General features: G+C 58.0%; 14 protein-coding genes. 10 read left to right on the top strand and 4 right to left on the bottom strand.

Going from position 1 to position 13695, the window contains the following annotated elements:
* Window positions 1–151 precede the first annotated feature (151 nt).
* From F4X57_03945 to F4X57_03930, 4 genes are all read left to right on the top strand, one after another.
* Complete coding sequence (locus tag F4X57_03945) at window positions 152–397, top strand: hypothetical protein (protein MYC06312.1); 246 nt, start codon at window positions 152–154, stop codon at window positions 395–397.
* Window positions 397–1167: a (Fe-S)-binding protein gene (locus F4X57_03940; GenBank protein MYC06311.1), complete on the top strand. Its 771-nt coding sequence runs from the start codon at window positions 397–399 to the stop codon at window positions 1165–1167. Before F4X57_03945 ends, F4X57_03940 begins: the two co-directional genes overlap by 1 nt.
* Window positions 1168–1172: 5 nt before the next feature.
* Window positions 1173–2597 carry an iron-sulfur cluster-binding protein gene (locus F4X57_03935; protein MYC06310.1) on the top strand — a complete coding sequence of 475 codons (1425 nt, stop codon included), beginning with the start codon at window positions 1173–1175 and terminating at the stop codon, window positions 2595–2597.
* A gap of 64 nt (window positions 2598–2661) precedes the next feature.
* Window positions 2662–3408: a hypothetical protein gene (locus F4X57_03930; protein MYC06309.1), complete on the top strand. Its 747-nt coding sequence runs from the start codon at window positions 2662–2664 to the stop codon at window positions 3406–3408.
* A gap of 46 nt (window positions 3409–3454) precedes the next feature.
* On the opposite strand, the gene F4X57_03925 is transcribed toward F4X57_03930, so the two are convergent.
* Window positions 3455–4609 (bottom strand): glycerate kinase, encoded by a 1155-nt coding sequence (locus tag F4X57_03925; GenBank protein MYC06308.1) that lies wholly within the window; start codon window positions 4607–4609, stop codon window positions 3455–3457.
* Between the two features lie 208 nt (window positions 4610–4817).
* On the opposite strand from F4X57_03925, the gene F4X57_03920 reads away from it, so the two are divergent.
* The 5 genes from F4X57_03920 to F4X57_03900 all read left to right on the top strand — a co-directional run bounded on the left by F4X57_03920 (window position 4818) and on the right by F4X57_03900 (window position 8845).
* Window positions 4818–5306, top strand: coding sequence for a hypothetical protein (locus F4X57_03920; protein MYC06307.1), 489 nt, complete (start codon window positions 4818–4820; stop codon window positions 5304–5306).
* A complete protein-coding gene (locus tag F4X57_03915) occupies window positions 5299–5703 on the top strand; it encodes a type II toxin-antitoxin system VapC family toxin (protein ID MYC06306.1) in 405 nt (134 codons plus the stop codon). Before F4X57_03920 ends, F4X57_03915 begins: the two co-directional genes overlap by 8 nt.
* Before the next feature lie 302 nt (window positions 5704–6005).
* A complete protein-coding gene (locus F4X57_03910) occupies window positions 6006–7397 on the top strand; it encodes a nodulation protein NfeD (protein MYC06305.1) in 1392 nt (463 codons plus the stop codon).
* Entirely contained in the window at window positions 7397–7840 is a 444-nt protein-coding gene (locus F4X57_03905) for a hypothetical protein (protein ID MYC06304.1), read from the top strand. Before F4X57_03910 ends, F4X57_03905 begins: the two co-directional genes overlap by 1 nt.
* A 135-nt stretch (window positions 7841–7975) precedes the next feature.
* Window positions 7976–8845, top strand: coding sequence for an SPFH/Band 7/PHB domain protein (locus F4X57_03900; protein MYC06303.1), 870 nt, complete (start codon window positions 7976–7978; stop codon window positions 8843–8845).
* A 128-nt stretch (window positions 8846–8973) separates the two neighbouring features.
* Here the strand turns inward: F4X57_03900 and uvrC are convergent, their stop codons facing one another.
* The 3 genes from uvrC to xerD form a co-directional block, all read right to left on the bottom strand.
* A complete protein-coding gene (gene uvrC / locus F4X57_03895) occupies window positions 8974–10857 on the bottom strand; it encodes an excinuclease ABC subunit UvrC (protein ID MYC06302.1) in 1884 nt (627 codons plus the stop codon).
* Between the two features lie 129 nt (window positions 10858–10986).
* Window positions 10987–11358: a hypothetical protein gene (locus F4X57_03890; protein MYC06301.1), complete on the bottom strand. Its 372-nt coding sequence runs from the start codon at window positions 11356–11358 to the stop codon at window positions 10987–10989.
* Window positions 11359–11453: 95 nt separating this feature from the next.
* Window positions 11454–12356 carry a site-specific tyrosine recombinase XerD gene (gene xerD / locus F4X57_03885; protein ID MYC06300.1) on the bottom strand — a complete coding sequence of 301 codons (903 nt, stop codon included), beginning with the start codon at window positions 12354–12356 and terminating at the stop codon, window positions 11454–11456.
* 438 nt (window positions 12357–12794) lie between these two features.
* Between xerD and lgt the strand changes: the two genes are divergently transcribed.
* On the top strand, window positions 12795–13673 hold the full coding sequence (gene lgt, locus F4X57_03880) for a prolipoprotein diacylglyceryl transferase (GenBank protein MYC06299.1): 879 nt from the start codon (window positions 12795–12797) through the stop codon (window positions 13671–13673).
* Window positions 13674–13695: the final 22 nt, after the last annotated feature.

The raw sequence follows: 13695 nt of genomic DNA, 5'->3' as shown, positions 1-13695 counted from the left end.
CATCCATGTCGGATTTCATTTGCGCCCACGCCCTCTAAGTAGTATCCTTTCCCTTGCAATTAGAATCCTTTCACATCAGTAGGCAAGGGTTTGGGACAGGTTAATCCCCATCCTAATTATCCTGTTAGTTTCCGCCGGACGATAGACATCCATGACAATTTTCCAATACATCGACAATCCCATCCCCTGGGCGATAGTCGGATTCATCATCGGCTTGGTGCTCGGCGTCAACTTCGCGTCCGTCGTGCTGGTCGCTATTGGGCTTGGCGCGTTTATCCTGTACGTCTTTGTGCACGGTCCGGCGAAGACTCAGACGGAGGGCAAACTATTCGCGGCGTGCCCCATCTTCATCCTGGCGTGGATGGTCGGTTTCTTCGTGCATGGACTGGTGTTCTGATGGCAGCCGCGACTTCGCCCGTTCGCGCGTCGCTCTTCGTGACCTGCATCATCGACCAGATATACCCTGAGGTCGGCGACAGCACGGTGCGCTTGCTGCGTCGTCTAGGCGTTGAGATGGACTTTCCTGCGGCGCAGACTTGCTGCGGGCAACCTGCGTTCAACTCCGGATTCTGGAGCGATGCAAAGCCACTCGCACGCCGGACGATTGAACTATTGCAGCACGATAGGTATGTCGTCGTGCCTTCCGGTTCGTGCGCCAGCATGATGCGCGTATTTTACGCCGAGCTGTTCCACGACGAGCCCGCGATGCAGCAGAGAATCGCCTCTCTCGCAAGCCGTACTTACGAGCTGACAGAGTTTATCGTAGATGTACTGAGAATCGACGACCTCAGCGCTTACGTTGAAGCTGATCCAAGCCAACATAAACGCAAAATAACTTATCACGAAGGCTGCCACTTGCGCCGCGAGCTGCACGCGCAAACTCAACCGCGTACGCTGTTAGACTCGCTGCCGGACGTGGAACTTGTCGAGATGGAACAATCCGAGGTCTGCTGCGGATTCGGGGGCACCTTCTCCGTGAAATTCCCCGAGATCTCAGGAGCAATGCTAAACGACAAATTGGAATACGCAGGCAAGACCGGCGCGGACGCGATTACCGCTTGCGATAGCAGCTGCCTGATGCACATCGGCGGCGGCATCGCAAAGCGCTGTATGGACATTCAGCCGCAGCACATAGCGCAGGTTCTAGACGACGCGCTGACCGGATAAACGCAATGCAGGTAACTACAAAACAGTTCACGGACTCTGCCGCAAGCGCGCTGAACGACGAGAAGATTCAGGCGAACTTGCTTGGGCTGTACGGCGGATTTCACCAAGCGAGGCTCGATGCATCCGCCGCTACGCCCGATTGGGAGGCGCTGCAAGATCGTGGCCGCGCGATCAAGGCGCACACCATCGCAAATCTGGATTCCTACTTGCGCATGGCAATGGAGAATGTCCAAAAGGCAGGCGGCAATGTGTACTTCGCCAAGGACGCCAACGAGGCGACTAGCTATGTCACCAGCCTTGCGCAGTCCAAAGGCGTGAAGACTGTCGTGAAGAGCAAGTCCATGGTGTCCGAAGAGATGGGCTTGAACGAGCGTCTTGAAGAGGCGGGCATCGAATCCGTTGAGACCGACCTTGGCGAGTATATTATCCAGCTCGCTGGCGAAGCGCCATTCCACATCATCGCGCCGGCAATCCACAAGTCGCGCGAGGATGTATCCGAGCTGTTCGAGGACAAGTTGAATGCGCCGCACTACACCAGCATTGACGACCTTGCACAGGAAGCGCGCCGCCAACTGCGCGAGAAGTTCATCGCCGCGGATATGGGCATCACCGGCGCGAACTTCATAGTCGCTGAGACGGGCACGCTCGTGCTGGTAACGAACGAGGGCAACGGGCGGATGTGCACATCTATGCCGCGAATTCATGTCGCCATCACGGGCATGGAAAAGGTCGTGCCGTCCATCGAAGATATGGGTATTATGCTGCGCCTGCTCATACGCTCGGCGACGGGGCAGCGCATTTCCAGCTATGTGACCGCTGTAACCGGACCGCGCCGTGCGGAAGATGAAGACGGGCCCGAAGAATTTCACCTAGTCATCGTGGACAACGGACGTTCGCGCCTGCTCGCCGACCCGGACTTGCGCGAAGCATTGTACTGCTTGCGCTGCGGCGCGTGCCTGAACGCCTGCCCGGTCTATCGCAAGGTCGGAGGGCACTCGTACGGCTGGGTCTATCCCGGACCCATCGGAGCAATAGTGTCGCCGATGCTCACGAATCTGTCAGATGCCAAAGACTTGCCATACGCGAGCAGTTTGTGCGGCGCGTGCAAAGAGGCGTGTCCGGTGAAGATAAACCTGCCGAGAATGCTGCTGTATCTGCGGCGCCAGCTTGCCGAGGGCGACAAGTATCCGCGGCACAGGACATCAACGACCAAAGAGCGCCTGGCAATGAAGGCATGGCGCATGGCGGCGTCCAATTCATTTGCTATGTCGGCCGCGAGCAAACTCGGCAGACTGGCGCAGCCGTTCATGCCTAGCGAAAACAAGGATAAGGCAGGATCATCGCCATTGTCAGCTTGGACACGCTACCGCGCTCTGCCGAGCCTTGCATCTCGACCATTCCGTAAGCGAACCAAAGACCACAATCTGTGAGCCGATTCGATAGCAACGCACTGCCAGCCGTTGCTGACCACTCGCATTGACATACCGTACGCCAATGAAATCCGAAGACTTTCTAACCAATCTGAGCCGCAGTCTAGGGCGAGACGCCGTTCCGAATGTTACGCCTGACGCAGCGACGCACCTGTCGCTGAGTTCTGCGATGGCGCAGGAACGGGCGCAGCAAGTCGCGGCTGACATGTCAGCGCGAGCCGACGAATTGATGGCGAGCTTGGAACGCACCGCCGCCGAAGCCGCCTGGCGGGTGTTCCGCGCGAAATCGCCGCAGGATGCAACACACTACATTCGTGAGGTTGCGCGCGACATCGAAGCGCGCACCATGTTGCGAACCACACACGCCGCACTGGACGCTCTCGACGTCGAAGAGGCTATGCATGGCACCGGCATTACGCTCGAAGTGATGGCGGTCGATCAGGACACACCGGACGATGCGCAGGAAGCCATGCGCGGCGAACTGCGGGGGAAGGCGATAGGCACAGACATCGGCATCACCGGCGTGGATTACGCAATTGCGGAGACAGGGTCATGCGTGTTGCTGCCACGCAAAGGCGTCAGCCGGGTCATCTCGCTGCTGCCGCCCGTGCACATTGCAGTCGTGCGCTCCGGACAAGTGCTGCCAAGCCTCGACGAACTCTTCACGCTCCGCCGGCAGGACTTCCTCACCGGCGACATCGGCAGCTACTTAAACATTATTTCAGGACCAAGCCGTTCAGCGGACATCGAGTACCAGCTGGTTACCGGTGTGCACGGCCCCGGCGAAGTCCACATGATCCTGCTTGACTGACTTGGCAGAGCGGACAGGGTAGGGGAGTGAGTGCCGTTACGACATTCTAGCTATGTTCGCCGAAGACCGCTGATCCCGCCTTCATGAACCTTAGCGCCTGTTCCGTTGCATTGGCGATGAGTTCGGCCGCACGGGTTGACGCTTCGTCTAGGCTCATAGGTCCCGGCGTAATCGACGTGAGAGCGTCAATGCCATGCTCGTGGACATCCTGGAAACCAGCGCCCAACGAGCCGCTAACGCCTACTACCGGGATGCCCAGCCGTTTCGCGCGCTGCGCCACGCCTACCGGCGCCTTGTTGTAGATGGTTGAATGGTCCATGCTGCCCTCGCCCGTGATGACGAGGTCGCAGCCGGGCAGGTAGTCGTCCAAGCGAATTGTACCCAACACGATGTCCACGCCGGCACGAAGTTCGCCGCCAGCGAAAGCGATCATGCCTCCGCCTAGTCCGCCTGCCGCGCCAGAGCCTGCCACATCGTTGATGGTCGCGCCAATATCGCGCTCCACAACTGCGGCGAAGTGCGAGAGGGCGGCGTCTAGCTCGGCAATCATTTCAGGCGTGGCGCCCTTCTGCGGGCCGTAAATTGCGGATGCGCCGGTCGGTCCGGTCAAAGGATTATTGACATCGCAGGCGACCATAAACTCGCACTGAGCAATCCGAGCGTCCATTCCCGAAGTATCGATATTTCTCAGCCGTGCGAGAGGCGCGCCACCGAATGGTAGATCGTCGCCGGCATCGTCCAACAGTCTAACGCCGAGCGCCTGCGCCATTCCCGCGCCGGCGTCGTTCGTCGCGCTACCACCGATGCCCACGATGAAGCGCCTGAAACCGGCGTCCAATGCGTGCGCGATAGCTTCGCCAAGGCCGTATGTGGTCGCCGCGAGTGGGTTGCGCTCGTCCAGCGGCACTAGGGCAAGCCCCGATGTCCGTGCCATTTCTATTACAGCGGTTATGCCATCGCCCATGGCGCCCCACTGTGCCATGCGGCGCTCGCCTAGCGGTCCGGTAACTTCTAGGTCGTGAATGCGTCCGCCGGATCCTTCAACCAGAGTTTCGAGTGTACCGTCGCCGCCGTCTGCCACCGGAACCGTGACGACCTGGGCCTCGGGCACAACCCGCTTGATGCCTTCGCGCATCGCCGTTGCCGCATCCAACGCCGATATGCTTCCCTTGAATGCCTGTGGTGCAATTACAATCTTCATAATGCCGAGAATTATATCATCCGCACGGCACGCCTGTGTACATACTCTCCCTGCAATGAATTCAAGAAATCCAATGGCAGGAACATCTAGAATCACTGTCTGCAGCATATCTGTATATGGCATCAAGCCTTATTTCGGTGAGAATTGTACCGCATGGAACGAATTTGCGCCTCTTGACTATATGTTCATATTCCTATAACCTTGAATTATGCCTAGAATACGAGAGCACTCCGAACCAACTCGCAAGCTATACGCTGACATCCGCGAGGACATATATCTTGCCGCAAAGTCGCGTGCCGCGGAACTGCGTGTGCCGATGCGCCGCTTCGTGGAGGACGCGCTGACGAATGCCATATCAGGCGATTCTGCTCCGTTATCGCGGTCGTCCGATGCTGCGGCGGCACCTATCGAACCGTCTGTATGGGATGACCAATATCTGCGCGCGCAGGCGAACCAACCGCTAGGCGCGCCGATTGGGCTTTCGGATGACGAGGCGCGCCGTGTTGCGCTTGGCGCATTCGATTTCAGCAACAGTATCGACGCACCAATGCACGACTCAGATTCTAGACAGCCTGAGTTCCAAGCACTAGGCAGAGTCGGCGATCCGGTCGATTTCTCCGACGAAGACGCCGCGCACTTGGCGCGGACGGCGCTAATGTTCGGCGCTCCCAACGACGGGGAGGCGGATAGTGGCTGAAATGCTTCTCGACAGGACGCTCTTCGACGATCTGCGCAGTGGCGATGCTGCCGCGCGCGCGACGGTCGAATCCATTCTGGACGGCGACATCCAAGCCGCCATATCTCCTCTGACCGTATTCGAACTATGGCAGAGCGGCGATATTGACAGGCGTACGGAGATTGGATTCCTCAGCGTGCTGCGTTTTGTTGAAGAGGCACCGCCCAACATTGAGACCGCTAGAACTGCCGGGCTGTTGGCGGCAGATTATCAGAAGGGCGACGAGTCGCATTCATTAGAGCGCGATGTCTCGTATATCGCGCTGGTAGCCGCAACCGCAATTCAACTCGATATCCCAATATGCACCCGCGCCGCCGACGCTTTTGCGCAGTTCGGTGTGGAAATTATCGCGTACTGACTTGTCTCTTTCGGCGGCATTCAAAGCAACACGCAAAATTTAGTAATTCAACCTTATTTGCGGTTTGCAGGCCAGTCTCTCGTTCGTTAGATTTCTGCCGTTGCGCCGCCGCTTGTAAGCAAAGCCAAACGCAAATCCGGCTGACTTATGGCAGATTCGTGATGGCCCGGCAAAGCAGTAAATGTCCCATCTCAGCCGCCCACGATTGACTGGAAATTCGTTGCTGAGTGTATAGCCGCGCGTTTGACATATCGCATAGCCTTACTTACGATGCACTTGTATGAATAGTGGAGTCGTGGCTTATGAGGCACATTTTTGCGGTCTCGCTGATACTGTTTGGCTTTGGTGGGCTTCTGGCAGTGCAGTACATTGGCACGGCTGAGGCGGCGAGTCAGGCGGCGGGCGGCGAGGCGCATCTGCTGGTCATTGACGACGCCATCACGCCATTGGAAGCGAACAACTTTGCCGGCGTGGTTGACGACGCCGGCAACGCTAGCGCCAGCTTGCTAATTGTGCAGCTGAGCACTCCCGGCGGACTGCTTGATTCCACGCGTGAGATTGTAGAGGAAATCTTCGCCGCGCCGGTTCCGGTCGTCGTGTATGTATCGCCGCCCGGTGCCCGCGCCGCCTCTGCCGGCACATTCATCACCGCCGCTGCGCATGTCGCTGCGATGGCGCCAGCGACCAACATCGGCGCGGCGTCTCCGGTCAGCGCAGGCGGTGAAGACCTGCCCGACACAATCCGTGAGAAGGCGACTCAGGACGCATCTGCCTTCCTTCGCAGCATTGCCTCGCAGCGTAACCGAAATGCCGACGCCCTCGAAGAGACGGTACTTGCCGCGCGGTCGTACACAGCCGAAGAAGCGCTTGATTTGCGAGTCATAGACCTGCAAGCGGATAACCTTGCCGACCTATTGGAGCAGCTCGACGGCATGGAGATTGAATTCAACGGCGAGAATGTCGTGCTTGCCACGCAAGGCATGACCGTGACGCCTATCGAGCGCACGCCGGTTGACCACTTCATGCGCTTTCTCGCGAACCCGAATGTAGCGTTCTTGCTGCTGACCATCGGCGGTATCGGCATCCTCATCGAGCTGTTCAGCCCCGGCTTGATTGGCCCCGGAGCGGTCGGAGTAATCGCGCTAACGCTCGCGTTTCTTGCATTTGGCAGCTTGCCCGTCAATTGGGTCGGCGTCGGGCTGATTGTGCTGGCAATGGCGCTGTTCTACCTTGAAGCGCAGGCGCCGGGCATCGGCTTATTTGGTATAAGTGGAGCGGTAGCATTCGTCGTTGGCGCGTTCCTGCTGTTCGGCAATATCAGCATCACACCGCAAGCTCCGGAGCTGCCGGACGCACCGAGCCTTTCCATCAGTCTGTGGGTGATCGGCGCGGTGTGCGCGGCGATGTTCGCGTCGCTGCTGCTTACAGTCAGGGCAGTGCGCCAAGCGCGCAGAGCACCCGCATACTACGATTTCTCGACGAGCAACCCGAACAATCTGGTCGGTACAATCGGCACGGCAACAACCGACCTCAACCCGACTGGCAGCGTGCAAGCGGCAGGCGAGCAGTGGAGCGCGGTTTCTGAGAACGGTATTCCCGTTCCGAGCGGCGAGCGTGTTATGATAGTGGAAGTGAGTGGGCTTGTATTGAAAGTAACGAGCGAGTCCGCCTTTTCCGAACGGACGGAGCGGTGATGGATCCCGAACTACTGTGGGCAGCGCTGATTGTCGCGGCAATCATACTTTTCATCGCGGAAACGCAGATGCCCGGCACGGGTATTTTCGGCATCGCTGGTGCGGCGTGTCTAATCGTCGGCGCATTCATGGTCAGCAGCGGCAATCCCGCGATTGTCGGGGGCGCGGCGCTTATTTCCATTGGCAGTGTGGCTTTGACAATCAAGGCGATGCGAGACGCGCGTAAGGCGGGGAAGTACGCCAGCCCGACCGATCCCAGTAGACTCATCGGGGAGATTGGTACGGCGACTACGGCGCTCACGCCGCGTGGAAGCGTGCTGGTGGCAGGCGAGCAGTGGACTGCCGTCGCTGACTCGGACGCGCATGTGTCGAGCGGCGAGCGCGTCATTATTCTGGAAGTTGACGGTCTCGTGCTCAAGGTGTTCAAGGCGGACGGGGATTGATCTAGTCGAGTCTCTTTACTGTTCAATATTCTCCAATTCTGACCTATCTCCGGAAGGAGAAGCGCCAGAATTCATGAAATCAGCGCTATAGATTCTAGGATTTACATCAAGAATGCACTTCAGGAGTAAGAAGCGATGATTCCATATTTCAAGATTGTTCAGCAGTATGAGTTGCTCGGAGTATTTTGGCTTGGCAAGTTCGCTGGGTTGAAGCCGCCGGGATTGCAGGTCTTGCTATGGCCGTTCCACAAGACGCATACCGTTGACCTGCGCGAAGACGTTATCGACATCCCGCGCCAGACAAACATCACCAGCGACAATGCACCTATTGACATCGACTTTTTGGTGTATCTCCGCGTCATACCAAACGAGGCGCAGAAGTCCATCCTCGAGGTAGTGGACTACGCCAGCGCCGTCATCGGCATTGCGACGACTACTTTGCGCGCCGTCATCGGTGAAATGCCGCTTGACGATGTACTTTCGCAGCGAGAGCGCATCAACGAAGAACTTCGCCTGAAGCTGGACGAGATAACCGAGCGTTGGGGTATCAAGGTTACGCAGGTCGAGATTCGCGAAATTGAGCCGCCGCGCGACATTCAGGAAGCGATGAACCGCCAGATGTCCGCCGAGCGCGTGCGCCGCGCAGCCGTAACCGAAGCCGAAGGCACGCGCCAAGCCGCCATCACGGTCGCGGAAGGCGAGAAGCAGGCGGCGATTCTTAAAGCGGAAGGCGAGCGCCAGGCGGAGATATTGTCCGCAGAGGGCGACCAGCAGGCAGCGATCTTGCGCGCGGAAGGCTTCAGCAACGCGCTGGATAAGGTGTACGACGTTGCACAGAACATCGACTCCAACACGTTGAGCTTGCAGTACTTCGAAACGCTGCAAAAGCTGGGCGAAAGCTCGTCCACCAAGTTCATTTTCCCTATGGAGTTCACCAGCCTGCTGCGTCCGTTCACCGGCGGAATCCGCGGCGAGGATCGTAGAAACGAAGGGGCAGCGGGTTAGCCATGGTCAAGTTCTGGCAACAGACCTTGCTCGACTGCAATTCACCCCTGTCAGCCTTCCTCCGTCGAAAGGGAGGGGACAACTAGGCAAAGAAGACAGACTTTTCTGGCGAAACCTAGCGCCAGCATCTACACGTAATTCTTGATGCTGCGTGCCAGGGTTAGTGTCATGCCGGGGACGGATGCGATTTCTTCGACGGATGCGTTGCTGACGCCTCTTACTGAGCCGAATCTGCGTATCAGCATTCGCTTGCGCTTGGGGCCAATGCCTGGCACTAGGTCTAGCGCTGACTGCACGCTCTTCTTAGAGCGGCGCTCTCTGTGGAATGTGATGGCGAATCGATGCGCTTCGTCTCGCGCGCGCTGCACCAGATACAGCCCTTGCGAGTTACGCGGCAGCATTATGCCTTCGCTCATCATCGGGATAAACAACTCTTCGTTCTCTTTAGCAAGGCTTGCGAGCGGGATGTCATTGATTCCTAGTTCCAAGAAGACTTGCAGCGCAGCGCCGAGATGCCCCTTGCCGCCGTCTATCAGCACGAGGTCCGGTTCGATGCCCCAGGCGTTGCCGCCGTCTGCCTTGCTTATCGGCTGAAGTGGCTTGTCCGGCGGGTCGTCAGGGTTGCGAGGACGCCTTGACTTAGACAGACGCTTGAACCGGCGCGTCAGCATTTCGCGCATCATGGAGTAGTCGTCCACGCCCTTGACTGACTTAATTTGGAATCGACGATAGTGCGCCTTCTTGGGCTTGCCGTCCTCAAACACGACCATGCTGCCAACCGCGTTCGTGCCCTGAATGTTGGAAATGTCGTAGCACTCGATGCGGCGTGGCGGGTTCGGCAGGCTGAGCGCCTCGTGCAGTTCGGACATTGCGGCATCCATCGCGGCGGTGTCCGACATCTGCTTGACGCGAAGTTGCTCAAAGCCTTGCTCTGCGTTCTCCGCGACCATCTGAACAAGACGGCGCTTTTCGCCACGCTGCGGCACATGGACGCGCACGCTGCCTTGCCGCTTCTCGCGCAGCCACTTCACGATGCCGTCAGTCTCTTCGAGCGGATGCTGCACGAGTATGCGCGGTGGGACATAAGGCGTGGCGTCGTAGAACTGCTTCACGAAAGCGGTGAGAATCTTGTTCGGCTCGTCGTCCTGCGTGCCTGTCATCAGGAAATTATCGCGCCCGATAAGCTTGCCCTGCCGTATGAAAAACACCTCGACCCATGCCTCCCGGGTACCCGGCGCAGTAGCGATGACATCCGCATTCTCCGATGTCAGGTGCAGCACCTTCTGACCTTCGTGTACCTTCTCAATGGCGGTCAGCTGGTCGCGCAGCACAGCCGCCTTCTCGAATTCAAGGCTTTCGGCTGCGGCGAGCATGCGCTGCTTAATCGACCCGACGACCTTGTTTGTCTTGCCTTCGAGAAACAGAATAACCTGGTCGATGACCTCGCTGTACTCTTGCTTATCGACTGCGCCGATGCACGGACCGACGCAGCGGTGGATATGGTAGTCGAGGCAGGGGCGAGCGTCCGTGCCGGTGATAGTCTTGGTGCAGGAACGGTAGGGGAATAGTTTCTTTAGCAGGCCGAGTGTGCGGCGCACGCTGCCTGCGCTTGCGAACGGGCCGAAGTACTTCGAGCCGTCCTTGTTGACGCGCCGCGTGATATAGACCTGCGGGAAGTCCTCGGACACATCGATCTTGATGAACGGGTAGCTCTTGTCGTCCTTCAGGCGGGCGTTGTACGGCGGCTGGTGTTCCTTGATGAGGTTGCACTCGAGAATGAGCGCCTCTTGCTCGGATTCGGTAACAATGTACTCGAAGTCCGCAACCCGCTCCACCATGTTGGCGATTTTACGGGGATGACTGGCGCTTGGCGCAAAGTACGAACTGACGCGGCTGCGAAGCCCTGCAGCCTTGCCAACATACAGCACTGCACCGATTTCGTCGCGCATCAGGTACACGCCCGGCTTTGTGGGCGTTGCTTTCAGACGCTCGGAAAAGTCGATGTACGGCATGTTAACGGCAATATGTCAGAATTGCCTTCCCGTTGCAATGCCTGAAGAAGCGCCGGCACTTGGCGCCGTTATGGGTTGCATGGAAGGCAAAGTTGGGATTGGAAACGACAGCTGGGCTCTGCTGCCTGCCTAGCCCAGCACGAATGTCAGTCCTGCGAGAATCACCGCGATAAGCGATGTGATGATGCCGATCTGCCTAATCTCGCCGACTAAGAACTTGCTGACTGCCGGCGCGCTAGTATCGATGGCGCGGCGTCTTGCGCGCGGGGCTGGGCGGGGGCTGGGTGCTACGGCGGTTGCTGTGCTCGTCTGAGCCTCCGGGCTTGAGTTGTACGATGTAGCCCGCCTTGCAGGACGCGACGGCGCAGCGGCTGCTGCGTCGCTGACCGCGGTGGACTGCGTAGGACCGGCTTCAAAGTTCTGAGGCGCTGCCTTGCCGCGTCGCTTCCTGCGGCTCAGCCGTGCCTGTCGCGATGCTGCGCGTTGCGCTTTGCTTGGCATTGCAATGTCTCCTATGCGTGTTTCTGTGAAGACTTATGTATGAGACCGTGCTGAGAATACTACTTGCCGATACAGGCGAATTCAATCATCATCATTCACGCTCTCGGATGGGACTTATCGTATTCGGTGCGCACATGCTCGCTGGTCAGGTGCGTATAAACCTGCGTGGTTGTGATGCTGGAATGCCCCAGCAACTCCTGCACATGCCGCAGTGGAGCGCCACCTTGCAGCAGGTGCGTGGCGAAGCTGTGGCGCAGCATGTGCGGCTTAATCGCCTTGGTGATGCCCGCGCGCGCGGCACTCGCCTTTAGAATCAACCAGAATCCCTGACGGCTGAGCCGCTTGCCGCGCCTGTTTAGGAACAGTGATCGCTCTGATTCGCGCTTCACAAACGAAGGCCGCGCTTCATTGATATAGCGTCGCATCACCGCGATTGCATCGGCATGTGCCGGGATCACGCGGTCTTTGCCGCCCTTTCCAAAGGCGCGCACGCTGCCTTGCTCCAAGTCAATGTCGCCTAGATCAAGTGAGACTAGTTCGGATGCGCGCAGTCCGCAAGCGTACATCAGCTCGAACATCGCGCGGTTGCGCAAACCGTCCGGCGAGTCTTGCAACGCCGCGTAGGCGAGCAGGTCGCCGACTTCATCCACGCTCAGTGTGTCCGGCAGCGAACGCCCGATGCGCGGCGAGCTGATATTTTCGGTAGGGTCGCGGCTTACCTTGCCTTCGTCCAGCAAGAAGCCAAACAACGACCGGCTCGATGCGACCTTCCGTGCGCGCGTAGTATCGGAATACTCTAGCGCGTGAAGATGAAGCAGATATTGGGACATCATATCTTCGTCCACATCCTGCCAATCGCTGCCGTTACCGTTCAAATGGTTGGTCTGTAAGTACTGCACTAGTTGATTGAGGTCGCTCCTGTAGGCCGAAAGTGTGTTCGGCGAAACGCCTCGCTCTACCGTCATATAGTTCAAGAATCCATCAACGCTATTCTGCAACTGTACACAACGCTCCAAATATGATGATTGCTATCTGTTCATATTCTAGCATAACGCCTATCGGCATGCCCGCGCATGCCTAGATAGCGTTTCCATTCAGGTGGTTTGAATAAGAATCCCGTTCGTCCTGAGCTGTCCTGAGCGCAGTCGAAGGGTCTGTCAAAGCACGAGAACTCGGGAGCGCGTGGTTTAACAAGACCTGTGCTGAGCTTGCCGAAGCGCTCACCACGAACGGTAACAAGATACTCTTGAACACCTGGAAGGAAACGCTATCGCATGCTTGTGCGGCATTGAATTGAGCTTGCATACAATAGGGGCAAGGGCTTACCACAATCGTCATTCTATTGACACATCCACCTGACACCGCTATTTTGTGTCTTGCCAGTGGCATTCGCCGACAAAATTATCGAATGAAAGCAGACCAATCGCAGGAAGCGCATGATTGAAATCGATATTTCGCCGTACTTAATCAACACTGGGTCATTCCTGCTAAGCTGGCACGGGTTCTTCACCTTCGTGGCGGTCGCTATGGCAGTCTATCTGGTGGGCAGATGGGCGCCGATGAAGGGCATCGACCCGGACGACATTTACTCCATTGCAATCTGGGCGATACTCGGCGGAATTATCGGTGCGCGCCTTGTCCATGTTATCGACAACTGGGGCTATTACCAGTTCAATCTGCTGCAGATTCTGTTCATCTGGAGCGGAGGCATAGGCGTGTGGGGCGGCATTCTGGGCGGATTCCTAGGCGGGGCGGCGTATTGCTACATAGCCAAGCATCCCATCGGCGTAATCGCAGACCTGACGGCGCCGGCGCTGCTGCTGGTGCAATCCGTCGGCAGAATCGGCGACATCGTGAACGGCGAGCATTGCGCCAGGGCAGCGACGGATTTCATTCTGGCGTTCAATTGGGTGAGCGATGACAGCGACGCTCGCGTCTGCGCCAACGGCGTTGGCGTTCCCGTGCAACCCGTCATCGCATACGAAATGCTGTGGAACTTCGCCGCGCTGTTCATCATTTGGAAACTGCGCGACAAGCTGCGACCGGACGGCATGCTGTTCGCGCTGTACCTATCGTTCTACGCGGTCGGACGCTTCTTGGTCACATTCCTACGACAAGATAAGGTGTGGGCGCTGGGGCTGCAGGAAGCGCACTTCATCGCCATTCTGGTGCTGCTCATCACCATTCCGTTGCTCATAATCAAGGCGCGTCCGGCAACACCCGAGCAGGAAGCACGAGCAAGCGGTGAGAGCCAAGAACGCCGCGCCCGCAGAGTTTCACGCGCGGAACGGCGACGGCGTGAGAGGGATTCATAACCGGCGGGTAGGGTAGCCAGAA

Source organism: Chloroflexota bacterium, assembly GCA_009840355.1.
Classification (GTDB): Bacteria; Chloroflexota; Dehalococcoidia; order Lucifugimonadales; family JADFKI01; genus Bin90.
This window is presented reverse-complemented; position numbering and strand designations above follow the sequence as displayed.